Origin of the sequence: Mesobacillus maritimus, assembly GCF_044803185.1 — a bacterium.
GTDB lineage: Bacteria > Bacillota > Bacilli > Bacillales > Cytobacillaceae > Mesobacillus_B > Mesobacillus_B maritimus_B.
On the sequence record NZ_CP085225.1, the window covers coordinates 3,763,613 to 3,787,846 of the forward strand.

General features: G+C 38.9%; 20 protein-coding genes, 1 pseudogene and 2 other annotated features. Of the genes and pseudogenes, 5 read left to right on the plus strand and 16 right to left on the minus strand.

Going from position 1 to position 24,234, the window contains the following annotated elements:
- Positions 1–22 precede the first annotated feature (22 nt).
- The 8 genes from trpA to LG336_RS18250 all read right to left on the minus strand — a co-directional run bounded on the left by trpA (position 23) and on the right by LG336_RS18250 (position 7,892).
- Complete coding sequence (trpA, locus tag LG336_RS18215; RefSeq protein WP_404333212.1) at positions 23–793, minus strand: tryptophan synthase subunit alpha; 771 nt, start codon at positions 791–793, stop codon at positions 23–25.
- A complete protein-coding gene (gene trpB, locus LG336_RS18220) occupies positions 780–1,997 on the minus strand; it encodes a tryptophan synthase subunit beta (protein WP_404328917.1) in 1,218 nt (405 codons plus the stop codon). Before trpB ends, trpA begins: the two co-directional genes overlap by 14 nt.
- A complete protein-coding gene (locus LG336_RS18225) occupies positions 1,987–2,613 on the minus strand; it encodes an N-(5'-phosphoribosyl)anthranilate isomerase (protein ID WP_404328918.1) in 627 nt (208 codons plus the stop codon). Before LG336_RS18225 ends, trpB begins: the two co-directional genes overlap by 11 nt.
- Complete coding sequence (gene trpC, locus LG336_RS18230) at positions 2,613–3,386, minus strand: indole-3-glycerol phosphate synthase TrpC (protein ID WP_404328919.1); 774 nt, start codon at positions 3,384–3,386, stop codon at positions 2,613–2,615. The genes LG336_RS18225 and trpC overlap by 1 nt, the downstream gene beginning before the upstream one ends.
- 12 nt (positions 3,387–3,398) lie before the next feature.
- On the minus strand, positions 3,399–4,424 hold the full coding sequence (gene trpD, locus LG336_RS18235; RefSeq protein ID WP_404328920.1) for an anthranilate phosphoribosyltransferase: 1,026 nt from the start codon (positions 4,422–4,424) through the stop codon (positions 3,399–3,401).
- Entirely contained in the window at positions 4,408–5,010 is a 603-nt protein-coding gene (locus tag LG336_RS18240; RefSeq protein WP_404328921.1) for an anthranilate synthase component II, read from the minus strand. Before LG336_RS18240 ends, trpD begins: the two co-directional genes overlap by 17 nt.
- Positions 4,994–6,397: an anthranilate synthase component I gene (gene trpE / locus LG336_RS18245; protein ID WP_404328922.1), complete on the minus strand. Its 1,404-nt coding sequence runs from the start codon at positions 6,395–6,397 to the stop codon at positions 4,994–4,996. Before trpE ends, LG336_RS18240 begins: the two co-directional genes overlap by 17 nt.
- Positions 6,398–6,458: 61 nt before the next feature.
- Positions 6,459–6,716: a binding site (T-box leader), on the minus strand.
- Positions 6,717–6,971: 255 nt separating this feature from the next.
- Positions 6,972–7,216, minus strand: a binding site (T-box leader).
- 79 nt (positions 7,217–7,295) lie between these two features.
- Positions 7,296–7,892 carry an MOSC domain-containing protein gene (locus LG336_RS18250; RefSeq protein ID WP_404328923.1) on the minus strand — a complete coding sequence of 199 codons (597 nt, stop codon included), beginning with the start codon at positions 7,890–7,892 and terminating at the stop codon, positions 7,296–7,298.
- 177 nt (positions 7,893–8,069) lie between these two features.
- On the opposite strand from LG336_RS18250, the gene LG336_RS18255 reads away from it, so the two are divergent.
- Complete coding sequence (locus tag LG336_RS18255) at positions 8,070–9,329, plus strand: MFS transporter (RefSeq protein ID WP_404328924.1); 1,260 nt, start codon at positions 8,070–8,072, stop codon at positions 9,327–9,329.
- An 81-nt stretch (positions 9,330–9,410) separates the two neighbouring features.
- Here the strand turns inward: LG336_RS18255 and LG336_RS18260 are convergent, their stop codons facing one another.
- Positions 9,411–10,175 (minus strand): alpha/beta fold hydrolase, encoded by a 765-nt coding sequence (locus LG336_RS18260; RefSeq protein WP_404328925.1) that lies wholly within the window; start codon positions 10,173–10,175, stop codon positions 9,411–9,413.
- A 223-nt stretch (positions 10,176–10,398) separates the two neighbouring features.
- Between LG336_RS18260 and LG336_RS18265 the strand changes: the two genes are divergently transcribed.
- Positions 10,399–11,286, plus strand: a complete 888-nt coding sequence (locus tag LG336_RS18265) for a putative RNA methyltransferase (protein ID WP_404333213.1) — start codon at positions 10,399–10,401, stop codon at positions 11,284–11,286.
- Positions 11,287–11,355: 69 nt separating this feature from the next.
- Here the strand turns inward: LG336_RS18265 and LG336_RS18270 are convergent, their stop codons facing one another.
- The 4 genes from LG336_RS18270 to LG336_RS18285 all read right to left on the minus strand — a co-directional run bounded on the left by LG336_RS18270 (position 11,356) and on the right by LG336_RS18285 (position 15,883).
- Entirely contained in the window at positions 11,356–12,156 is an 801-nt protein-coding gene (locus LG336_RS18270; protein ID WP_404328926.1) for a DUF2935 domain-containing protein, read from the minus strand.
- Between the two features lie 173 nt (positions 12,157–12,329).
- Complete coding sequence (locus tag LG336_RS18275) at positions 12,330–14,207, minus strand: fructose-specific PTS transporter subunit EIIC (protein WP_404328927.1); 1,878 nt, start codon at positions 14,205–14,207, stop codon at positions 12,330–12,332.
- Between the two features lie 12 nt (positions 14,208–14,219).
- The gene (gene pfkB, locus LG336_RS18280) at positions 14,220–15,134 is read right to left on the minus strand and encodes a 1-phosphofructokinase (protein ID WP_404328928.1); all 915 of its coding nucleotides are present in this window, start codon (positions 15,132–15,134) and stop codon (positions 14,220–14,222) included.
- Positions 15,131–15,883: a DeoR/GlpR family DNA-binding transcription regulator gene (locus LG336_RS18285; protein WP_404328929.1), complete on the minus strand. Its 753-nt coding sequence runs from the start codon at positions 15,881–15,883 to the stop codon at positions 15,131–15,133. The genes pfkB and LG336_RS18285 overlap by 4 nt, the downstream gene beginning before the upstream one ends.
- A gap of 221 nt (positions 15,884–16,104) precedes the next feature.
- On the opposite strand from LG336_RS18285, the gene LG336_RS18290 reads away from it, so the two are divergent.
- A complete protein-coding gene (locus LG336_RS18290) occupies positions 16,105–16,455 on the plus strand; it encodes a hypothetical protein (protein WP_404328930.1) in 351 nt (116 codons plus the stop codon).
- A 134-nt stretch (positions 16,456–16,589) separates the two neighbouring features.
- Here LG336_RS18290 and LG336_RS18295 read toward each other — a convergent pair whose 3' ends face one another.
- Together LG336_RS18295 and LG336_RS18300 are read right to left on the minus strand one after the other, a co-directional pair.
- Positions 16,590–17,429 (minus strand): aldo/keto reductase, encoded by an 840-nt coding sequence (locus LG336_RS18295; RefSeq protein WP_404328931.1) that lies wholly within the window; start codon positions 17,427–17,429, stop codon positions 16,590–16,592.
- A gap of 668 nt (positions 17,430–18,097) precedes the next feature.
- The gene (locus tag LG336_RS18300; protein ID WP_404333214.1) at positions 18,098–19,615 is read right to left on the minus strand and encodes a catalase; all 1,518 of its coding nucleotides are present in this window, start codon (positions 19,613–19,615) and stop codon (positions 18,098–18,100) included.
- A 322-nt stretch (positions 19,616–19,937) separates the two neighbouring features.
- Here LG336_RS18300 and LG336_RS18305 point away from each other — a divergent pair, with 322 nt between their 5' ends.
- Positions 19,938–21,044 carry an aromatic acid exporter family protein gene (locus LG336_RS18305; protein ID WP_404328932.1) on the plus strand — a complete coding sequence of 369 codons (1,107 nt, stop codon included), beginning with the start codon at positions 19,938–19,940 and terminating at the stop codon, positions 21,042–21,044.
- 85 nt (positions 21,045–21,129) lie between these two features.
- On the opposite strand, the gene helD is transcribed toward LG336_RS18305, so the two are convergent.
- Complete coding sequence (gene helD, locus LG336_RS18310) at positions 21,130–23,421, minus strand: RNA polymerase recycling motor HelD (protein ID WP_404328933.1); 2,292 nt, start codon at positions 23,419–23,421, stop codon at positions 21,130–21,132.
- A 191-nt stretch (positions 23,422–23,612) separates the two neighbouring features.
- Between helD and LG336_RS18315 the strand changes: the two are divergent.
- A pseudogene (locus LG336_RS18315) lies at positions 23,613–24,222 on the plus strand (class I SAM-dependent methyltransferase).
- The last annotated feature ends 12 nt before the right edge of the window (positions 24,223–24,234 follow it).

Consider the following 24,234-nt stretch of genomic DNA (forward strand, 5'->3'; position numbering starts at 1 on the left):
TTCCCCTCAACTGTTTTCATTGTCATCCAGCTTTAGCTGCTAGAATTAAGTTTTTTATTTCTTCTAGGTTTCCTTCATAAAATAGCTCGACTATTCTACTTCCTACAATTACCCCATCACAATATTGATTCATTTCTCGAACATGCTCCGGAGTTGAAATCCCAAAACCTGCTAAAACCGGCAGTTTGCTTGCATTTTTCACTTTAGAAAGAAAATTCCCTAACTCCGAGTGGAACCCTGAGCGCGCACCGGTTATTCCTGCTACCGTCACAGCGTACACATAGCCATTTCCTTTTTCTGTTATCTTTCGGATGCGCTCCTCCGGACTTGTTACTGTAACCAGCCTAATTAATTCCAACCCAACTGCTTCGAGATGAGGCACGAATAATTCTTCCTCCTCGATTGGAAGGTCTGGGATGATGCATCCATCAATACCGGCTAATGCCGCCTTTTCAGCAAATCTTTCAATCCCGAATGCGATAACTGGATTGGTATAGGTCATTACGATGAGTGGTATATTCACTTCCTGCTTAAAAGACTGTATGGTTTCCAGCACCCCTGTTAAGGTGACTCCCGCTTCTAACGCTCTTATCCCTGCCTTTTGAATGGTTGGACCGTCGGCTACTGGATCAGAAAATGGGATTCCAATCTCCACTGCATCCACACCATTTTCTTGTAAAAACAGTATTTTTTCTCTGAGTGTTTCAAGTCCCCCATCCCCTGCCATGATATAAGGGACGAAAGCCTTTTGATTCATATCATGAAAGACCTCTTGTATTCTAGTCATGTAAATCTCCTCCCAAGCGCTCTCTAATTGTTTGAACATCTTTGTCCCCACGACCTGATAGGCAGATAACAATCCCCTCATCCTTGCTCATTGTAGCTGCTAATTTAACTGCATAAGCAACCGCATGTGCACTTTCGAGAGCTGGTATGATACCTTCAAGTCTAGATAATAGGGTGACACCTTCCAATGCTTCATCATCGGTAATAGATTCATATTTTACTCGTTTTATATCATGCAAATAGCTATGCTCTGGCCCAATTCCAGGATAATCGAGTCCAGCTGATATCGAATGGGCTTCTTGAATCTGACCATCCTCATCCTGAAGCAAATACATCATTGCCCCATGTAAAATCCCTGGCTTTCCTTTTGTAAGTGAAGCAGCATGACGGTCTGTGTCAACCCCCAGTCCAGCTGCTTCAACCCCATACATTTTAACCGTTTCATCATTTACAAAAGGATGAAACATCCCCATTGCGTTGCTTCCTCCACCAATACAGGCAACCAAAGCTTCCGGCGGTTTTCCTTCTTTTTCCAAATACTGCACTTTCGTCTCCTTCCCTATCACACTCTGGAAGTCTCGCACCATCTTTGGAAAAGGATGTGGACCCATAACAGAGCCTAAAATATAATGGGTATCGTTGACATGTGCTACCCAATAACGAAGCGCTTCGTTCACGGCATCTTTTAATGTCCCGCTGCCATGGCTGACACTAACTACCTTTGCCCCGAGAAGCTCCATTCTAAAAACATTAAGCTGCTGCCTTCTTATATCCTCTTCTCCCATAAAAATGACGCAATCAAGATTTAATAAGGCACATACTGTTGCCGTAGCAACACCATGCTGCCCTGCACCTGTTTCAGCAACAATTTTTCTTTTGCCCATTCTTTGTGCAAGCAGTGCCTGACCGATGGTGTTATTGATTTTATGTGCACCGGTATGGTTCAAATCTTCTCGTTTCAAGTAGATTTTTGCTCCTCCCGCATGGGCAGTCAGGTTTTCAGCATAATAGAGCGGGGTTTCCCTTCCAACATACTCTTTTAGCAACTCATTCAATTGTAAATGAAATTCAGGGTCAGCCTGTGCACGGTCATATTCCTTCTCTAATTCAATAACAGATTGCATCAACGTCTCAGGTACATAACGACCACCATATTGACCAAAATGTCCTCTTGCATCTGGTAGTGAATAAATCGGTGTTTCAGTTTTCATCTTCTTCATCCTCTCTTATCCCTTTTGCTTCATTTATAAATATGCTAATTTTAATAGGATCCTTTTCTCCATCCGTTTCAACGCCACTGCTGACATCCACCATATAAGGTTTCACTGTTTGTATCGCTTGTTGTACATTTTCAGCATTCAAGCCCCCTGCAAGAAGAATTTTATTAGATGCTTTCAGTTTTGATGCAAGTGACCAGTTAAAACTTGTTCCGTTCCCGCCTTTATATAAACTAGGTGGACTATCTAGTAAGATATAGTCAGCCTCTATTTCTCCTACCTTATCGATATCACTTTCACTTTTAACACTTACAGATTTAATCAATATATTGTCTTGCCCTTTATAAGGGCTAACCTGCTCCTCCCCATGAAGCTGAATATGTGTCAAGCCCACTGCTTCTGCTATTTCAACTATTTTCTCTGGTGTTTCATTAACAAAGACACCCACTTTCCAAGTCTCCTGCGGAAGCTCCTTAATGATACCCTTGGCTTGTTCCGGTGAAATTTCCCTTTTACTTGGTGCAAATACAAATCCTAATGCATCCGCTCCTGCATTGACGGCATGGTGAGCCACTTCAACAGATTTAATTCCACAAATTTTTACTTTCATCAATCAATCACCATTTCCAACGGAACCTTAAACTCCTTAAAAGCCTGTTGCAGATTTGTAGTTGCCATAAACGTTTCACCCACTAAGATACCATTGGCCCCGGCCTTTGCTGCTCGTTTCACATCGTCTTGCGTCTTCATCCCACTTTCACTAATGAGGAACGCCCCAGACTGTCTCACAAGCGGTCCAAGCTTTTCAGTTGTTTCCAAACTTACGTGGAACGATTTGAGATCACGATTATTGATTCCGATTAATTCTGCTTTAATAGCCAGTGCTTTTTCAAGCTCTCCTTCATCATGAATTTCTACGAGCACCTCAAGTCCAATTTCATTTGCATATTGATATAATTCCTGTAATTCCATATTGCTTAGAACTGAAGCAATCAAAAGAATCAAATCAGCACCTGCTGCCTTCGCATGACTAATTTGTTTTTTCTCTACGATAAAGTCCTTGCATAGAATCGGCAAACTGACAGCTTCGCGTACTCTTGTAAGGTCAGCCAAGCTACCTTGAAAGTGGCGGTCACATAGCACAGAAATCGCCGATGCCCCGTACTCAGCATAAAAGTCAGCTTGCTTAGCTGGGTCTAAATTTGCATTGATTATCCCCTTTGACGGCGAGGCCCGTTTGAATTCAGAAATAACCGCCATTTTTTCTGCATTTCTTAATCCCTCAATAAATGAACGCTCTTTTTTAAATGTCCGAGTGACCTCCAATGGCAAGTCGGTTAGCTGTTGTATATCCTCTCGTTTCTGAGCTACAATCTTATCCAAGATGGTTTCCACTTATATCACCGCTTTCCTATACTGGGAGCTTTTTTCAACCAGATAATTTAGTTTTTCTAAGGCAGCACCAGAATCAATGCTCTCAATTGCTCGGAAGATACCTTGTTGAACCGTTTCTGCCCGACCAGCGGTAAAAATACCAATTCCTGCATTCAATAACACGGTATCACGGCAAGCGCCTTTTTCCCCTTTTAAAACATTTAATAAAATCGTTGCGTTTTCCTTCGCGTTTCCCCCTACAATATGGGTATTATCATAAACCGAAAGACCTACATGTTCGGGGTGGAGCGTTTCTTTTGTACGAACCCCTTCATTTAAAATGACCAACTGATTATCACCAGCTAGTGAGGCTTCATCCATTGAACCAGCACCATTTAATACGACAGCCCGTTTTCTTCCTAATGTGTTTAGTACATCGGCAAATACATCAAGCATATCTCCGCGATTTATTCCAAGCAGTTGATAATCCAGATCCATTGGATTTGTTAACGGGCCGATATAATTGAAAACAGTTGGTATTTTCAAGTCTTTTCTGACCTTCATGATTGCTTTAATTTTTGGGTGTACATATGGAGCGAACAAAAAGGCAATTCCATTTTCCTCGAGAATATCTTCTGTTAACTGCGTTGGTAGGTCTAAGGAAACACCCAATTCCTCCAAGACATCCGCACTTCCCGTCTTACTTGAAATACTCCGATTTCCATGTTTGGCTACAGTAATTCCAGCTCCAGCCATGACGAAAGCGGATGTTGTACTGATATTAAAACTTTTCGAACCATCTCCACCTGTTCCACAGTTATCAATCATATTTGGAATTTTTCTGGAGAAGGGCCGGGAATTGTTTCGCATCGCTTGCACAATTCCCGCAATTTCCTCGACTGTCTCGCCCTTTGTTTTTAAACCAATCATGAAGGCAGCAATTTCACTATCAGAAATTTCTTCATTAAAAATTTTCCCAACTGCAGTTTCGGTTTCCTGCTGCGTTAAAGCTTCATTCGCCGCTAATTTTTCAAGATAAAGTTTCATAAATCCCCTTCTCCTTTCTTGCTTCCAAAATAAAATTTTCTAATAGTTGTTTTCCTTCTTTCGTTCCAATTGATTCTGGATGAAACTGAAGTCCGTATAATGGATAATCTTTATGTTTGATAGCCATAATTTCATTGTCATCTTTAGATGTTGCCAGTATCTCTAATTCACTTGGGACAGAATATTTTTCGATAACAAGTGAATGATACCTCATTACCGACAGAGTTCTAGGTAATGCATTAAATAGCGTTGCTCCATTATGCGAAATTTCCGACACCTTTCCATGCATAATTTCCCTAGCATTTATGATGTTTCCATTAAAGGCATACCCAATCGCCTGATGACCGAGGCAAATTCCAAGGATTGGAATAGTAGGTGCAAAGGTTTGGATCAACTTGACGCAAATCCCAGCGTCCTCGGGCCTACCCGGTCCTGGTGAGATAATAATCGCCTCTGGGCCCATTTTTTCAATCTCTCTTATTGTCACTCGGTCATTTCTGACTACCTTTGGCACTTCGCCAAGTTCTCCTAAGTATTGGTAAAGGTTATAGGTGAAAGAGTCGTAATTATCAATTAATAGAATCATTGGCAGCCTCCCTTAATGCCCTAAGCTTATGAGATGTTTCCTCAAACTCCTTTGTTGGGTCCGAGTCATAAACAATGCCAGCACCCGCTTGAATATAGGCTTTACTATCCTTAATCACCATCGTGCGTATCGCTAAGGCAAAATCCATATTCCCACAAGCCGAATAGTAACCAATCGCCCCTGAGTACACGCCTCTTTTTACGTTTTCAAGCTCATTAATAATTTGCATGGCACGAATTTTGGGAGCTCCCGAAACTGTACCCGCTGGCAAACAGGACGCCAAGCCTTCAAGTGCGTTGTACCCCTCTTCTAGTTCTCCACTAACCTCAGAGACAATGTGCATCACATGTTGGTAGCGTTCCACATTCATAAATTTATCAAGTTTAATTGTCCCAATTTTACAAATCTTGCCGAGGTCGTTTCGCCCCAGATCCACTAGCATTCGGTGTTCAGCTAACTCCTTTTCGTCCCTTAGTAATTCTAGCTCTAATTGCGTATCCTCCGACTCGCTTCTCCCTCGCGGTCTTGTTCCAGCAATCGGATTGGTCATAATTTCAGTGCCTCTTGCTTTTACTAGACTTTCTGGTGATGCCCCGGCAATCGAATAGTCGCCATAATCCAAATAATACATATAGGGAGATGGATTGTTGACTCTTAATTTTCGATAAAACGTGAAAGGATTCCCCTGAATATTAGCTTCTAGTCGCCTTGATAGTACCACCTGAAAGATATCACCGGCCTCAATATATTGCTTTGCCTTTAATACCATCTGTTCGAATTCCTGTTTTGAGAGGTTGGATTTGAATTCAGACAACTCAAAAGTATAATCTGGGCGATGTTCCATTTCCTTTCTTAATTCCATTTTTCGTTTTTCGAGCCTTCTTTTCAATTCATCATCATTCATTCCGGACATTGGGATTCCAACAATAAATACCCTTTCTTTCAAATGATCATATACAATTACCTCATTAAATATCAGGAGGTGCGCCTCTGGCATTTGTAAAGGGTCCTCATTTTCCGGTCCAATTTCCTCATAATCCCGAATGATATCATAGCCAATATAGCCTACCGCTCCGCCGATAAATGGGATTCCAGGAATGGCTTCCATCTGCGGTAGGTAATCTTTTACGACATCGATTATCCTTTCTGACTTTACTGTTTTTTCTCCTGTTGGGTCTTTAACCGTTACACTTCCTCGGAATCCTTTTATCTCATAAACTGGATCTGCTCCAATAAAAGAAAAACGCCCTGTTTTCTCATGTTTTAGTGAGCTCTCAAGTAAAAATTTCTTTTTCCCAGAAATCTTTTGATAAATGGCAATAGGCGTTAGCGTATCCCCTTCAATTTCTTCAATTATTGTATGAGCCACCTGTTTATTCAAAACCATATAAAGACAACCCCTTTCTCAATGAAAATAAAAAAGTCCCCTATACGCACGTAAAGTGCATATAGAGGACGATTACGTTTGACCGCGGTGCCACCTCAATTGAAACCCCTATGGGTTTCCTCTTTTCGGATACAAAATGCTTTTACTAAATTGCATTTATACCCTATCCGTTTAACGGTGGAATTCCGTGCTTCCCTACTACTATGTTCAGGAAGCCTCTTGCAAGCCCATTCCAATAGCCTGTTCGTACCGGTTCACAGCTCCTCCGGCTCTCTGTAACGAAAATGGCCAATGTACTCCTCTTGCGCAACGATTTCATTATTTTTTTGTATGCTCTTTTCTCAAACTTTGTTGCTCTTGATAAAAAAGGTAGGGTTTAACAGTGTTTCAATACAAATTTAGCATTTTAATTATGAGAAAAGAGCGTGCAAACTATCTAAAACGTACGAAATAGCTTATCTTGCGTTAAAATCGGCTTTAGGTAGTAAAAATCGGCTTTAAGATTTTTACAATTTTAACAACAATCTTTACGAAAACAGCATTTTTGTAATAAAAAACGGGTCTCTCTCCTATCAATAAGGACGAGAAACCCGTGGTGCCACCTTGTTTAGCCGAAAAACGGCTCGCTTAACGGTATCAAAGCGTCTGCTTGAATACCTGCCTCTTGTAACGATGAGGCTTTTTCGCCAGAGCCTACTGCCTACAGGGTTCGGTCTGGAGCTCAGAAGGCCATTCACTGTAACTTCCATACTGGTTTGCACCGACCACCAGTTCTCTGAAATGTCTGTTATAGTTACTCTTCTTCTTCAACGCTAACTACTGTATTGTTGTTATTAATAATAAAAAAAATTTACCATAAAGTCAATAGCATTTTTCATCTTTTTAGAATTTACTGATTTCACACTGTAGCAAGAAGTCTCTTGAATCGCTCTTTCCATTCTGTTGATAATGCCTCTAATCGGAGCATTCCTTCTATTTCTACTTTATTTCCATTTTCGTGAAATAATAGCTGATTTCCTCTTAGAACGGAGTACCTATCTTGTACACGATCCAGCAACTTGATTTCAGCCTCAGAAGTGATTCTTCCTGCTTCCAGCACTCTAAAAAAGTACCCTGTATAGCCTGTTTCGACAATCCTATTTAATAAGCGATCAATCCGATTATGCTTAGAAATGGTCGAACACGGAACTCTTCCCTGTGTGACTTCAATTATAGCTTCGTCGAGTTTAAACACGTCTCCGATAAAAACATTCTTTTCCTTCATCCCTGTTGTTGTTATATTTTCACCAAAACCAGGGAATTCTAACCTTTGCTTGAATTCTTTTTCCCAAAGAGAATAATGTTCAAAAGGATAAAGACATACTGCTCGATCTGGACCCCCATGAAATTTTGTGTTTGCAACACCATCATGGTTAAAACCAGCTTTTGATAAGAACGCTTCCGCTACCTTTAATTTCCCGATAGCAGATAATTCATGTTGACCTTTCCAAACCATTTTTCTTGGCATTCCAACGTTTAACTGAATCGTTTTAAATTCGATCGGACTCCCCCCTTACTCTTGTATTATTTTAAGATGAAATTTGCACATTTCAAAGCTTTTTCCATAAAAAAGAAGCTTATATTTAATCTTTTTGTTAAAGATATAAACAATCACAAAAAAGGCGGGTAAGCGATGAATTACGTGGAAAAATTGTTCTCAAGTACAGAAGGAAAGGGCTCTGAGAAGAAAAAGTCAGGCATCAGTAAACAGAGATGGGCCATTTTATCTATTTCTTCGATTCCTTTAGTGATGACTTTAGGAAACTCAATGTTGATTCCTGTCCTTCCTGTTTTAGAGACAGAAATGAGCATTTCCTCTTTTCAGTCAAGCTTGGTCATTACAGTTTACTCCATTGTCGCCATTTTTCTTATCCCAATTGCGGGTTACCTTTCAGACCGCCTTGGTAGAAAGAAGGTAATCATTCCTAGTTTAGTGTTGACAGGTATCGGTGGGTTCATCGCTGGTTGGGCTTCATGGCAAATGGATAATGGTTATTGGTTGCTTTTAGCTGGACGAGCGCTGCAAGGAGCAGGAGCTGCTGGCGCCTTTCCAATTGTCCTCCCCCTCGTTGGAGACATGTTTAAAAACGAAGATGACGTAAGTAGCGCCTTAGGGATGATTGAAACATCAAATACGCTAGGCAAGGTTTTAAGCCCAATATTGGGCTCTTTTTTAGCAGGTATCATTTGGTTTTTACCATTTCTCTCGATACCTATCTTATCTCTGATTTCCATTTTATTAATGATCTTCCTGGTCAAGAGTCCAAAGAAACCTGAAGCCATTCCTTTTCGTGACTTTGTCAGTAAGGTGAAGGAAATATTTGCAAAAAATGGTCGTTGGCTATATGCCATTTTTTTCATTGGAATTATTGTTATGTTCGTTTTATTTGGGGTTTTGTTTTATCTATCGGAAATACTTGAATCCCAATACGATATTAAAAATTTGAAAAAAGGTTTATTTCTTTCATTACCACTCGGGGCCCTATGCTTGGCATCTTATATTACCGGGAAAGTAATTAAAGAAAACCAGGTCTTTATGAAGTGGGTTGCATTTGGTGGGCTTGCTTTACTTGGTTCAGCCATTGCTGTCCTCGGATTATCAAAAGACCTATGGTATCTTATCACCATTTTCTTAATCGGCGCTATCGGGATTGGAGCCTCATTACCTCCACTTGATACGCTTATCACATCAAATATTGATAAAAAACAACGTGGTACCATCACATCCATATATAGTTCAATGCGGTTTATTGGTGTTGCGGCAGGACCTCCCGTAATTGCCATTATGATGAAAAACTCTGAAAAAATTGTGTTCTATATGTTAACTGGATTAAGCTTCGCTGCCGCTTTAGTTATTTTAATGGCGATTAAGCCAACGAAAAAGGGTGCTTAAGTACAAAATTTCAGTTGCGAAGTATCTTCCCCTCCATTAAGAAAAAGTCCCACTCTTTATCATTGGAGTGGGACTTTCAATTCAGTTAACAAGCTCATTAACAATCCTTGCAACAGCTTTGTTAAATTCGTTTGATTTCTTTGTGATTAGTTGATGGGCAACTTTTTTTATGATAATGGTTTTTACTTTTGGAACATATTTTTTATATAAGCGTATATGCTTATTTGTAAAATCACGCGCCCCATAAAATAGATAGAGTGGCACCTTTAGTTCAGGAAGTCGATCCAAACACGAAAATCTCAATGAATCATGATAGCAATGGAACCAGGTTGTTCGGTTGGTTTTTATCATATGGTGGTAGATCATATCTCTGATTTCTTTGTCCGATGTATGGGCAGTAGAAATTCCTTTTGCCAATAAATGCGGATGTTCTTTTACCATATACATTCCAACAATATGCTCATATTTTAAAATATAAGAATATACCTCAGGAAATCCACCGCATAAAACAACAGCTAAAGTTCTATCCGGGTATGTTAACGCGAATTCTTGGACGATATTGCCTCCTGATGAATAGCCACAAAGGACCACCTTCTGAATCTTAAGATGATCTAGAAGAGCATGAACCTCCTTGACATAATCAGTTACAGAAAAAACAGTCTTATCTGTTTCGGAGTCTCCATGTCCACCCAGGTCTGGTAGGATTAGATGGAATTTCTCCCCCAACGGCTGTTGGTAATGAAACACTTTTCTCCCCATTGCAGGCGGGTGAATCATCATGATTGGTGTCCCCGCCCCATACTCATCATAATAAATCTTCCCATATTCTAACTGGCAAAAAGGCATATTCGGCACTCCTTTTGAAAAATTTCCAATACATAGGTATACAGAATTATCATGCCACATTGGTTTTATTCCATTCTAAAAAACCGGAATGTGGTAGAGCAATACGAATACATGGAGCCAAAAAGAGTTTATAATGATAATATCGCTTCCTATGATTGGTATTTAGGAAGTCTAGTTATTCTTTCACCATTAATTAATAAGTGAGGTACCTTCATTGTCTAAGATGACCCAAAGAAAACTGAGCGCGATGTATGTTCGTGAATTTGAATCTATTTTTAAATGTCCGATTTGCCATTCTTCCATGCAGGTGATGGAGTTTGAAAGTTTGACGTGCACAAACCGTCATTCATATGATTTTACAAAACAAGGATATCTTAATTTACTTACGCACCCTATAAAGACCAAGTATGGAAAAGAGCTTTTTGAAGCGAGGAGAAAATTGATTGCGGATGGTGGTTTTTTTGAACCCTTATGTGAAGCAATGGCCGATATCATTAAAGAGTACCAAGGAACAAACCAAGAAACACTATCCGTCCTTGATACAGGATGTGGGGAAGGATCACATTTAGCGGCAATCTGTGATATCATTCGGTCCCAAAATAAAACAGCAGTTACAGGAGTAGGAGTTGACCTTGCAAAGGAAGGCGTTTTGGTTGCTGCCAAAAATTATATAAACAATATCTGGTGTGTAGCGGACCTTGCAAATACACCTTTTAGGAATCAGCAATTTGATGTTATTCTCAATATCCTATCTCCTTCCAATTATTCTGAATTTAATCGGTTATTGAAAGATGATGGGTTCGTTGTTAAAGTCGTGCCGCAAAGTGGATATCTAATAGAATTAAGAGAAGCCTTCTTTGGCGATTCTGATAAACAGTCGTACTCCAATGTTGATACAGTAGACCATTTTAACAAGCACTTTACGGTCGTCAATCAATCTAGAATTCAGTATACAATGAACCTTCAACATCCATTCATAGATGCTTTGGTGCAGATGACGCCTTTAACATGGGACATTGCCGAAGAAAAGGTAAAAGAATTTTTGGAAAAGGATTCAGTAGAGATTACGGTTGATTTAGATATTTTAATTGGGAGAAAACCTACCATATAAGATGGTTGTCTATTTTTGGGAAAAGCTTGTACATAAAGGTTGTGAGCTTGGGAATTTCCCAAGCTTTTTTTAGTTTGTTTCGATACGAGGTTTTCCTGGATCACAATTAGGTCCCTGGCTTCCTGTTGATTCTGCTACCTTTGTGAGATAGTAACATTCTTCTCGATACATATGGTCAGCCATTAATGGTGCAATAGCGCTTAGGACCTTGTCGCTCAACTCCATCTCTTCCAGTTCCTCAAGAAATCCCATAAACAGCTGCATCTCAAGTGAAACCTCACTATTCATTCTCTCTAAAGCGGGAAAAGAAGAAAGATTGGTTCGTAAATACCCTGCCATTTCAACAGCCTTTAAATAAAAGTCTTCAAAATGCTTTGTATACATATCACTTTTTTCTTTTAATTGTTTCTCTGCCCGGTCGAGATTGTCTGAGATTGCCCCTGCATGGCCCGCCGCATCTAACAACCAAACAAGATGATGGTGCAGTTCATGAAAAATTGGTGGAGTTTGTGACTTCTTCAAATATTCCAATACCTGAATATATTCTTCAACTTCATTTACCATATGGTTAATAAAACTAGGAGTAAATTGGATTGTTATTTTTCCAAGTAACATTTTTTCAATAAGCTCTAATTTAAAGGCTCGAATCTTCTTAGCTTCCTCATCTGCCTTTTTACTCAACTGCACTAGGTCGGTCGCTTCTACACTCTGAAGTAGCCGGTCAAACGTGTAGATGAAATACGTAGCAGTGTCGATTTCTTTCTTTTCACTTGGAGCAAGCGCATCACGGATGAATCGGCCATGATCACCTAAAACCTGGAGCCAGAAACGGTGTTCAAATTTAGCGGCACTTTGAAAATCCTTTGACATATTCACGTCTCCTCCTTTTATCCTCATAAAAGAATATGGATTGCAACTTGAATTATGTCTGTCCCTAGATAGAAACCAAGTGGATAAAACTGGATAATCCACACACTCCGGTTACGCAAATAAAAATGGGTTCCAATTTGATATTGGAACCCACTAGTTTAGAAAATACTATATTATTTTGATACTGGTTTCTTTAAAACACCAAGCATAATCGCTGTTACAATCGCTCCTGCCACGATTGCGACCAGATACATTAACCAATTCCCTTCGACTAATGGTACAACAAACAGCCCACCATGTGGTGCTCTTAAACTGATATCAAACATCATTGTTAATCCTCCAGCTACAGCCGCACCAGCCGCAGCGGATGGGATAACACGAAGTGGGTCGGCTGCTGCATACGGTATTGCCCCTTCAGTAATAAAGGATAAGCCCATAATATAGTTTGCTTTCCCAGCATCTAGTTCTTGTTTGTTAAACTTATTTTTAAAGATTGTGGTTGCAATAGCAATTCCAAGTGGCGGAACCATCCCGCCTGCCATAATCGCTGCCATTGGTTCATATACACCATTTGCTAATAATCCAGTTCCAAATACATACGCAGCTTTATTCACAGGACCACCCATGTCAACTGCCATCATTAACCCTAATACCGCTCCAAGTAAAACTGCGTTTCCTGTCCCTAGGCCTGATAGCCAATTTGATATCCCTTCATTTAAAGCACCCACAGGCTCATTCACTAAGAAAATCATTATGAATCCAGTTAAGGCAATCCCGAGGAGTGGGTAAAGAAGGATTGTCTTAATCCCTTCTAAAGATGCCGGTAGGACAGATAATACCTTTTTCAACCCGATAACAAGATAACCAGCCAGGAAACCAGCTACTAGACCGCCCAAGAAACCAGCTCCGCCCGTTGCTGCGAGTAAACCGCCGACCATACCAGGAGCAAATCCAGGTCTATCTGCAATGCTCATTGCAATAAACCCTGCAAGAACCGGTACAAGTAAACCAAATGCTCCTGCGCCACCACCGATATCCATCAACGCCTTTGCAATTGGATGGTAAGTTGGATCATTTGGGTCTGCAGCATTATAACCAAATAAGAAAGACATCGCGATTAAAATTCCACCGCCAACTACAAACGGAAGCATGTTGGAAACACCATTCATTAAGTGTTTATAAATAGTTGAACCTACAGATTTCTTTTCTTCCTTCTTATCAGATTCAACTGAGCCGGAAGAATCCGCTTTATAGATTGGCGCATCTTGTTTTAGTGCACGTTCAATCAATTCCTGAGGCTTTCGAATCCCATTGGCAACCGCTGTTTCAATAACATGTTTTCCAGCGAACCGAGCCATTTCTACTTTTGTATCAGCGGCAACGATGACGCCGACTGCATTCTTAATGTCCTCTTCCGTCAACACATTCTTCGCTCCACTGGAACCTCTAGTTTCGACCTTGATATCGACTCCAAGTTCCGCAGCCTTCGCTTTCAAGGCATCTGCCGCCATATACGTATGGGCAATCCCAGTGGGACAAGCTGTAACCGCGATTACATAGTTTTTACTTTCAGAAACATCTGTTTCTTCCTCGTCTTCTTCATCATAACTATTAATAATCTCAATCACTTCATTTTCCGATGACGCAGCCATTAATTTTCCACGGACTTCTTCTTTCATCAACATCCCTGATAAACGGGACAATGCTTCTAGATGCGTATTATTGGCTCCCTCGGGTGCTGCAATCATAAAGAATAAATGAGCTGGCTGACCGTCAAGTGACTGGTAGTCCACTCCCTCTTCTGATTTACCGAAGACAATTGCTGGTTCCTTAACGGATTTTGTTTTAGCATGCGGAATCGCAATACCATCGCCAACCCCTGTTGTACTTTGTTCTTCTCTTTTTAAAATTGCAGCCTTAAAATCTTCACGGCTATCAATTTTTTTTGACTCTGCTAATACATCCACTAGGTTATCAATGGCTTCTTCTTTGTTTTTCCCGTTCATTGAAAGAAGAATGGTATCTTTTGTTAATAATTGCGTAATTCTCATCTTCTTTTCCTCCTATACACTCTCACTAAGTTGAACTTGTGGCAATAATTCATCAATCTTTTCCGGTGTGCTGAGACCAATTGAAAAGGCTGTTGCGCTACCAGAAGCAACACTGTAACGAAACGCTTCCTTAAAATCTCCATTTTTCATCCCTTTTGCTAAAAATGCAGCGACCATTGAATCTCCAGCACCAACAGAACTTTTTAACTCCCCTTTTGGAACGGTAGCCGTTAAAGCTACCTCATCATTAATAAAGACTGCACCTTTGTCTGCAAGTGAAACAATGACATTTTTCGCTCCGAGTTCTACAAGCCTCTTCCCATAATGCATAGCTTCTTCACATGATGTAATTTCTTTACCAAAAAATTGTCCAAGTTCATGGTGATTAGGCTTTATTAAGAAAGGCTGGAACGGAAGAACCTTTTGCAAAATACTACCCTCCGCATCAACAACAAAAGCTGCTCCAGTTTCATGACAAACCTGTACCAACTCTTCATAAATAGTACTAGGTAATTTTGAAGGAATGCTCCCTGCCAATACCAGAATATCTTCTTTCGTTAATTGTCTGATTTGATTCTTTAATTGTTGTAGATTATCTTCTGTTATCGTAGGACCTTGTCCATTAATCTCCGTCTCTTCGGAGGACTTAAGTTTTATATTGATTCTTGTGTCTTCCTCTACCTCAATAAAAGACGTTTCAATCCCTTCCTTTTTCAAATATTCCTTTACATAAGTTCCTGTAAAACCTCCAAGGAATCCTGTCGCAACACTTTTAACCCCCATTGAACTGAGCAATCGAGAAACATTAATACCCTTGCCACCTGGAAATTTCGCTTCTGACTTTGTCCTGTTTAGTTTACCAAGGACAACATTATCAACATTGACCATATAATCAACTGATGGGTTAAGCGTAAGTGTATAAATCATGCTGTCACAACCTTTATGCTAGTTTTACTTTCATATTTTTCTAATATTTCCTCATCTATATCATCTGTAATAATTGTCGACTCATGTATATTTGCAATTTTCGCGAAGGAAACTTCTGAAAACTTCGAAGCATCAGCTACAACAAAAGATTCTCTCGCCATTCTCATTGCCTTATGTTTTACTAGTGCTTCCTCTTGATCCGGTGTCGTATAGCCAAATTCGGGATGGATTCCATTTACACCCAAGAAGCATTTATCAAAATGATATTGTTCTAAGCTTTCTAGCGCTCCTCTACCAATTAGCGCTTTTGTTTTTAGTTTCGCAAAGCCGCCAATTATATAAGTAGGAATCCCCTTCTCCAACAATGAATTCACATGCATGAATCCATTCGTAACAACAACGATATCTTTAATCGGTAAAAAAGGGATCATTTCAAAAGTGGTTGACCCTGCATCAAGATAGATTGAGTCACCCCCTTCTATGAAACTTGAGGCAAATTTGGCAATTCGCTGTTTTTCTTGGAGGTTTTTGCTTGATTTTTCTATCATACTCGGCTCCTGCAGCTTCCCTTGCAGTTTTGCCGCACCTCCATGAACGCGTTTCAAGTATTTTCCCTGTTCGAGCTGTGTCAAATCGCGGCGGATTGTTGATTCTGAAGTCCCTGTAAGTTCAACTAATTCCTGTATTTTCACAACGGATTTCTCCTTCACCCTTTGAAGAATTAACCGTTGGCGTTCAGGTGTTAACATGAACAACACCCCTTCTTGCTTTTATAGGTCTATTATATTGTAACCGGATTCACATTTCAATCATTATACTTCAAAAACTTTCAATTTCAATCAAGATTTAATCATTTCATGACTATTTTTGGTGTTTTGTTATTAAAATCGGAGCTGCATCTTTTGATTTAACGTATATTAGACAATTCAAAAACAAATAGTATGAATAAGTTAAAAAATGGAGGAACAATATGGGGTTTGCGATATTCTTTTTGCTTACTTGGCTGATTTGTGCAGTTTTTATTGTTATCAAAAAACAACTTTCTATTATCGAAAACACAGCTGTCTTTCTAGTCATTTTAATCCTGAATATTAATTTCGCTTGGATAGTAATCGAGGAATTCAAATTTATTACTATCACTCAATCCGGAATCGATTACATCCCTTTTCTTTTAAATAGAAGCATTCTAATGCCCTTGATTTTATTAGTTTACTTAAATCTACTATTACGAATTGATAAAACGTCTTACAAAACAATATATCTTACGGTCGCTTCAGTAACGCTTATGTTAGGGTTAAGCTTTCACCGTACTCTTCCATGAACACAGACTGCAAACACAGACTGCGTTAACATTGATTTAATCTGTGTTCCAACCAACCGTATCAAATGTCAACACTATACTTTATCACCTAAATAAAAAACTCTACCCCATCAAAAATGAGGTAGAGTTCTTTCTTACGCTTTATTAAATTCATCTGGATCAGCAAACATACGTTGATTTTGATTCAACGCATTGATTTTATCCATGTCCTCTGTAGGGAGTTCGAAATCAAAAACGTCCGCATTTTCAGCTATACGATGAGGTTTTGTTGACTTTGGAATGGTTACAACTCCAGTTTGTAAGTCCCAGCGAATAATGACTTGAGCGGTTGATTTATTGTATTTGTTAGCAATTTCAACGAGAGTTGGGTCGTCTAAAAGTCCTCCCTGCATTAATGGGGACCATGCCTCAAGCTGAATTTCATTCTTTTTACAAAACTCATGAAGTTCACTTTGATTAAATCGTGGATGGTATTCTACTTGATTTACCATTGGTTTAATCTCGCAATTCGCTAAAACTTCTTCAAGATGGTGAATCTTAAAGTTACTAACGCCAATTGCACGAACACGCCCATCTTTATAAAGCTTCTCAAGCGCTTTCCACGTTTCCACATATTTTCCCAGAGCAGGTACTGGCCAGTGAATGAGATAAAGATCTAAATAGTCTAATCCTAATTTTTCCATACTTTCATCAAAAGCTGCCAACGTCGATTCGTAACCTTGATTGGAATTCCATAACTTCGTTGTAATGAATAGCTCTTCGCGTGGAATGTTAGATTCAGTGATGGCTTTGCCCACGCCAACCTCATTTCCGTAAATAGCTGCCGTATCGATGCTTCGGTAACCAGCTTCCAGTGCAGCTTTTACAGATGCAACAACTTCCTCACCATCTTCAACTTTGAAAACTCCTAGTCCAAGCCACGGCATTTTGACTCCATTATGTAAGGTGGTTGTACTTTGTAAATTCTTCAGCATCTTTACCTCTCCTCTATCAACAGTAGTATAATGAGTACAAAAAAAGTATAAAACTTCTTTCATTTAATCACAACTGATTGAGTTTTCCTTATATAATTATTTTTATAAGGCTCTTTTCTCAAACTTTGTTGCTCTCGGATACAAATTCGGTTAGATTAAGATTTGTTTCACTACAAAGTACCCTTTTAATAATGAGAAAAGAGCGCGCAAACTTCTTATCACGTACCAAATAGCTTATCTTGCGTTAAAATCGGCTTTAGGTAGTAAAAATCGGCTTAAAGATTTTTACAATTTTAACAACAATCTTTACGAAAACAGCCTTTTATAAAGATAAAAAAGCAGTTGGAGTGGTACTTAAGAAATACAGGGTTGCATTAGGTTACTCACTGGTGGAGTTTGCTAATCTCTGTGAAAATTGGAAACAAAAGAATTAGTCTCGTTTGAACAAGGCTTAATTGACCCACCAATAGATACCCTCATAATTCTTACCAAACAACTTAATATATCATTTATTGAATTCACAAAAGAAGTCGATGCTCTTTAAACAGAAATACGGAAATAAAAAGATACAAAAACGAACAACCTGATTCTAGATATTAAAAAACCGCACCTGGTTGCGCGGTTTTTTTATTTCAAATTCTTACAACAGCAATATCTTGTAAAAAAAATTACTCTTGCCCACTAGCCGCTTCGACTTCACTCATTGAAACTCCGAGTGCTCTCGCAACACCTTCACCATATGCAGTGGCGGCTTTATTGCAGTTATTGATGTGTCTTAACTGTACTTCTTTCGTAGTTCCCTGCATATTGCGGGCCGTATTTTCGAATAGTCTTTGTTGCTCTTCTGCAGTCATTAAGTTAAATAGTTTTCCAGGTTGAGTGTAATAATCGTCATCATCCTCACGGAAATTCCATTCATAAACATCTCCATCGCCTTTTAGCGCTGGCTCTTTGAATTGAGGTTGTTCTTGCCATTCACCATAACTGTTTGGCTCGTAGGCTTTAGCTCTCCCCATATTCCCATCAACTCTCATTGCACCATCTCGATGATATGGGTGGAAATGTTTCACACCTCTTGGATAGTTAACAGGAATCTGCCAATGGTTAACACCTAAACGATAACGCTGCGTATCTCCATAAGAGAACAAACGACCTTGAAGCATTTTATCTGGTGACAACCCGATACCAGGAACAAGATTAGTAGGCGCAAACGCTGCTTGTTCCACATCAGTGAAGTAGTTTTCGGGATTGTGATTTAATTCAAATTCCCCAACTTCAATTAAAGGGAACTCACTCTTTAACCAAACCTTTGTTAAATCAAATGGATTGTATGGCATCTTCCTTGCTTGTTCTTCCGTCATTACTTGGATATACATTTTCCACTTCGGAAACTTCCCCTCTTCAATTGATTCAAATAAATCACGTTGATGACTTTCTCGATCTTTCCCTACCACTGTTTCCGCTTCCTGGTCGGTTAAGTTTTCAATTCCTTGCTGAGTGACAAAATGGAATTTCACCCAAGTCCGTTCATTTTTTTGATTGATCATGCTGTATGTATGACTCCCGAAGCCGTGCATATGGCGATAGCTCTTAGGTATGCCACGATCACTCATTGTAATTGTGACTTGATGAAGAGCCTCAGGTAATGAAGTCCAGAAATCCCAGTTGTTTTGCGGGCTACGCATATTTGTCCGAGGATCACGTTTTACTGCATGATTTAAGTCTGGAAATTGCTTAGGGTCTCTGAAGAAAAATACAGGGGTGTTGTTTCCAACAAGATCCCAGTTTCCTTCCTCTGTGTAGAATTTCATCGCAAACCCACGAATATCACGTTCGGCATCTGCCGCCCCACGTTCACCTGCCACAGTGGAAAAACGAACAAACATTTCTGTTTCTTTGCCAACTGCAGAGAAAATCGCTGCTTTTGTGTATTTAGTTATATCATTGGTTACCTTAAATGTTCCGAAAGCTCCCGAGCCTTTTGCATGCATTCTCCGCTCTGGAATAACTTCACGATCGAAATGGGCCATCTTTTCAAGGAACCATACATCCTGCATGACAACCGGCCCTCTTGGTCCTGCAGTCATTGTATTTTGATTATCGGCTACAGGTGCACCAAACGCTGTCGTTAGCCTCTTATCCTGTTGTTCAGTGGTTTTTTGGTCTAGATTCTTTTTCTCGTCCATCATATACCTCCTGAAATTTACTTACTACTGCTACTATCATATCATAATCATTTTAATTTATAGCTTTTAAAAGTCAGGAAAAAGACCCACTTCACAAAATGTTCAATATTAATATTTACACTGTATTTAAAGGGTTGTCGACCTATTTCCGTTAAACGATGGCATATTAAATTGAGTTCTCCTTTCTCAATTAATTAATTTTAATTGAGAATCAACGAGTCAATAAGCCGTACAACTCTTCTATTTTTCACAATATTTTCAGTCTTTCAGGGGAATATTTAGGCTATACTAGTAGCAACTAACAATGGAAAAGGGTTCTTTTATGAAGATTCCAAAGAAATACAGATTTTTCGGTGGTAGGATTGTAAAAACAGGGATTGCCGTCTTTTTTACATCACTGATCTGTCACTTGCTAAATTGGCCGGCAATGTTTGCAGTCATTACAGCCATCGTGACAATTGAACCAACAGCCGCTGACTCTATTAAGAAAGCCTTCGTACGCTTTCCGGCTTCTGCAATTGGAGCAGGGTTTTCTGTACTAGCAACTTTTGTATTTGGAGACAGTCCCATTTCCTATACATTCGTTGCGCTAGCGACAATCATTGCCTGTAATAAACTAAAGTTACATGATGGTATTTTGGTTGCAACTTTAACGGGGATTGCAATGATTTCAACCGTTCATGATGATTACTTGTCCTCCTTTTTTATTAGACTTGGGACAACCAGTACAGGCTTAATTGTTTCTTCTTTAGTCAATCTCTTCGTTATGCCTCCAAAATACTCAGAAACAATTACCCGAGCTATTCATACTCTTTTCATGAAAGCCGGAGATATTTTGAGTATAATTGGCAATGAATTATGTGATATTCAAGCTAGTGAAAAAGAAATACGGAAAACATTCTATAATTTAGTAAAAGAAATTGAGAATACAGAAAGGCTTTGTTCCTACCAAAAAGATGAATGGAGATTTCATAGAGTAAAAAGAGAGGATGTTAACAACTTCCATTATGAATATAAGAAATTAAGTATCTTACGTCAGATTACCTATCATATTGGAAACTTGATTTATCTTCCGACTAACCATTTTACACTAGGACAAACTAAAAACACGTTGATTTTGGAGACCATCCACTCCCTTAGAGCGATTTATTACAATGCCAATTTCACCATTCGAAAGGAACATCAATCCTTAATAAAAGAAATTACCGAATGGTTTGCAGACCAAAAGTCTTTTATTGAAGCTAACAGGATAAACCAAGAGCAGTCCCATCATTTTTCACCAGAGATGGTTATATTATATGAATTGCTTTCTATTCACGAATTAACAGAGGAACTAAGCCAAATACATAATCTTCAAGAACAAAGAGAAAAACGAGGAGCTCGACTACGCGTCTCAGCAAGAATGCGTTCTAATAATAAACAAGCATAGTTTCTTCTATACTAATATCTACAAGTTGGTCCATTGTAGGAAAACAAAAATAAAACCAGTTTTAGGCTGGTTTTATTTTTTATGGTTATACATCGCCCGGTACGCAGGCCCACTTTTGGGAATCCACTTCATTCATTAGCACATCTTCTTTTTCTCGTGCAAACAAATACAACTGATGCATTGGCCTAGTCATTGCCACATAAAGGAGTTTGATATCAATTTCTTCTAAACGATAGGTTTCAATCAAAGACACAATTAGAACAGCATCAAACTCGAGACCCTTCGATAGATAGGACGGAACAATGACGAGATGTCCTTTTTTTATCGCTTCATTTTCTTTTAGCAATTGGATTGGTCTTTCTATCTTTTTATGTAAAAGCTTATAAAGGGCTTTTGATTCCTTCTCTGTCTTACCTATTAATGCAATCGACTCGTACCCGTCATGTTCAATCATTTTTAGAGTTATTTGTATTCTTTGCTGCAACTCTTTCTCGTTTTCATAGAGGTAAAGCAAAGGTTTATTCCCTTGTCTCACGACTGGTTCAACCTTTGGCAGGTCTTCATTCATTAAGCCTAAAACATCATTTGCTACATCCATGATATCAATGGTTGTCCGATAGCTTTTCTGCAAGGTCATAAAATTTGCCCGCGGAAAAATGACATTTTTTAATGTCTCCCAGCTTCTCAACCCACGATAGGAATGAATTCCCTGTGCTAAATCTCCAACAATCGTAAACATATCTGTGTCTAATCCTTCTTTTAACGCATATAGTTGAAAATTGCTATAATCCTGGGCCTCATCGATGACAATGTTTTTGGCCTTTGAGTCCTTATCGATACCAAAGATTCTGTGCTGCAAATAAAATAACCCTGCAAGATCCTCAATTTCAACGTGATTCTGCTGTAAAAGTTTTTGATTATAAGTTAAAAAGAATTCGGCTTGCTCGGTATTTAATAATTCTTTGGCATAAATTTTAAATTTTTCTTCATTAATAAACAATTTTTGATAATAATCGAGAAGAGTTTCTTTTGGCAATTTTTTCATATATCTTTTCACAGCAGTTTTCGATTCGCTTTGAATGGTATTTAGCCGCTCTTCTTTTGTATCCAACACATACACAACTCGTTCTTTTCTTTTCTGTTCATCTTTTATATTGTAAAGTGCTTGATCAAGCGCAGCCTCAAACCTTTTTTCAAGTGAATCGACAATTTGTTTTTTCTTCCGCTTTAAATCCGTTTTTATAATTTCTTTTATTTTGTCTAAACGTTTATAGAAAGGGAGATATTGATAATCCTTTAAAAATAGTTTACGAAGTTTTTTCCCACTTGTAAGCCTGTATTTTTCAAGCACAAAGTCTTCGGTTGGTGAAAGTTCATCCCGGATATCTTTTAAATAACGGTCAAGAAGTTTTTTATATTTTAAAGACCCTTTAAAACGCGATAGCCACTTCACCATTTTTTCATTTTCTAACTCTTGATTTAGGATATGAATAAGCTTCTGTTCCGGTTTGACTACTTTTAGTTTTTTGCCAACACATTGTTTCATATAGTCTATGTAGGTTGCCTGTTTAATTCTATTTACGCCTAATTCGGGTAATACATCGGCAATATATCCGATAAACATATTGTTTGGGGCAATAATTAACAACTGCTCAGGTTTAAATCTTGCTGCATGGTGGTAGATAAAATAGGATAAACGATGTAAGGCAATGGTTGTCTTCCCACTTCCCGCAGCTCCTTGAACGATAATTGGACGATGTAAATCAGCACGAATCACGTTATTTTGTTCTGCTTGAATAGTTGAAACAATTTCAGTTAACCGGGTATCTGCTTTTCCAGATAAAGACTCTTGGAGCAGTTCATCGGTTGTGGTTAAATCGACGTCCTGATAATCAATTAGTTTGCCTTCTTCAATTTTGTATTGTCTCTTTAAAGAAAGATAGCCTTCAACAATTCCTTCATTTGACTCATATTCTACCCTACCGAGTCGACCATCATAGTAAACATTTGCTACTGGCGAACGCCAGTCGACGATGATTGGTTCTTGCGTGTCACGTTCATAGAGTGAGGTTTTCCCAATATAAAAAATTTCTTCTGACTTCTGTCCTTCACTTTTAAAATTAATTCTCGCAAAATATGGTTTATTTTTTAGCTTCTTCAATGCCTCTAGTTCAGATGATGCCATTTCAAGAAACTTGCTGTTTGTCAGGATATTGATATAACTTAAACTACTATCAAGGTGGTCAAGGTCAACCATGGCTTGCTTCATATTCTCTTGGAATTCACCCTGGTTTTGTTCCGCTGCCATAATCACCATTTCCATATATCCCTTTGTGTAAGCTAAGCGGTTTTCTTCATATTCAAATTCTTTAGACATGCATATCTCCCTTCTATTTTAAAATATATATGCGAAATAGATTATGAGGATAAAAATGAGGGTTATAGTGGTTCAGGAGGTCTTTATTTAATATAGCATAGCAACCATGACAGCGGCAATTTCCCTACTTTTTCAAACTGAAACTGATTTTTGATATGATAGAAGCTAGAAGAGCCAGAAAGGAACTTATGATGATTGAATATACAGGAGAACGAATCATTCCAGAGGTAATGCAACCTACGAACGGGATGTTGTTAGAGCATATTGCCCGCTATCACTTTGCCATTCCTTATGCAAAAGGGCATGTACTTGACTTTGCATGTGGGAGCGGGTTTGGAAGTAACATCATTGCAAAGGCTCAAAAAAAGAAATCGATGAAGTTGTTGCCATTGATATTGACCCAGAGGTCATTACTTATGCTCGAGGCACTTATTATCATCCACTGATTTCCTTTCAACAAGGTGATGTTGTGGATCCAGATCTCCCCGATAAATACGAACCATTCGATTTAATTATAAGCTTTGAAACAATTGAACATGTGCAAGACGAAGCGCAATACATGAGCAATATATACGAAATGTTGAAGCCAGGAGGAAAACTTGTCATTTCCACTCCCTTTGGCCAAGGAAGAGGAAAACCCACCAGTGAGCCATTCCATGTTCACCAACTAACAAAAGAGAATTCCACGGACTTTTTGAGCGATATAAAGAAAAGGAATTTCACTTCCAAAAAGGTGTCCTGGTAGAGCCTGGCAGAGTAAATATACATTACCCGTTTGGAATTGCCGTTTGTACGAAATAAATAACAATCACC

What these genes read in the sequence shown, in the direction of transcription:
- LG336_RS18255 (WP_404328924.1), top strand. Translation starts at nt 8,070, where the DNA reads ATGAATTACGTGGAAAAATTGTTCTCAAGTACAGAAGGAAAGGGCTCT.
- helD (WP_404328933.1), bottom strand. Translation starts at nt 23,421, where the DNA reads ATGTCTAAAGAATTTGAATATGAAGAAAACCGCTTAGCTTACACAAAG.
- LG336_RS18285 (WP_404328929.1), bottom strand. Translation starts at nt 15,883, where the DNA reads ATGTTAACACCTGAACGCCAACGGTTAATTCTTCAAAGGGTGAAGGAG.
- LG336_RS18270 (WP_404328926.1), bottom strand. Translation starts at nt 12,156, where the DNA reads ATGTCAAAGGATTTTCAAAGTGCCGCTAAATTTGAACACCGTTTCTGG.
- LG336_RS18275 (WP_404328927.1), bottom strand. Translation starts at nt 14,207, where the DNA reads ATGAGAATTACGCAATTATTAACAAAAGATACCATTCTTCTTTCAATG.
- LG336_RS18295 (WP_404328931.1), bottom strand. Translation starts at nt 17,429, where the DNA reads ATGCTGAAGAATTTACAAAGTACAACCACCTTACATAATGGAGTCAAA.
- LG336_RS18225 (WP_404328918.1), bottom strand. Translation starts at nt 2,613, where the DNA reads ATGAAAGTAAAAATTTGTGGAATTAAATCTGTTGAAGTGGCTCACCAT.
- LG336_RS18240 (WP_404328921.1), bottom strand. Translation starts at nt 5,010, where the DNA reads ATGATTCTATTAATTGATAATTACGACTCTTTCACCTATAACCTTTAC.
- trpE (WP_404328922.1), bottom strand. Translation starts at nt 6,397, where the DNA reads ATGGTTTTGAATAAACAGGTGGCTCATACAATAATTGAAGAAATTGAA.
- LG336_RS18260 (WP_404328925.1), bottom strand. Translation starts at nt 10,175, where the DNA reads ATGCCTTTTTGCCAGTTAGAATATGGGAAGATTTATTATGATGAGTAT.
- LG336_RS18300 (WP_404333214.1), bottom strand. Translation starts at nt 19,615, where the DNA reads ATGGACGAGAAAAAGAATCTAGACCAAAAAACCACTGAACAACAGGAT.
- trpD (WP_404328920.1), bottom strand. Translation starts at nt 4,424, where the DNA reads ATGAAACTTTATCTTGAAAAATTAGCGGCGAATGAAGCTTTAACGCAG.
- LG336_RS18265 (WP_404333213.1), top strand. Translation starts at nt 10,399, where the DNA reads ATGACCCAAAGAAAACTGAGCGCGATGTATGTTCGTGAATTTGAATCT.
- trpB (WP_404328917.1), bottom strand. Translation starts at nt 1,997, where the DNA reads ATGAAAACTGAAACACCGATTTATTCACTACCAGATGCAAGAGGACAT.
- pfkB (WP_404328928.1), bottom strand. Translation starts at nt 15,134, where the DNA reads ATGATTTATACACTTACGCTTAACCCATCAGTTGATTATATGGTCAAT.
- LG336_RS18305 (WP_404328932.1), top strand. Translation starts at nt 19,938, where the DNA reads ATGAAGATTCCAAAGAAATACAGATTTTTCGGTGGTAGGATTGTAAAA.
- LG336_RS18290 (WP_404328930.1), top strand. Translation starts at nt 16,105, where the DNA reads ATGGGGTTTGCGATATTCTTTTTGCTTACTTGGCTGATTTGTGCAGTT.
- LG336_RS18250 (WP_404328923.1), bottom strand. Translation starts at nt 7,892, where the DNA reads ATGGTTTGGAAAGGTCAACATGAATTATCTGCTATCGGGAAATTAAAG.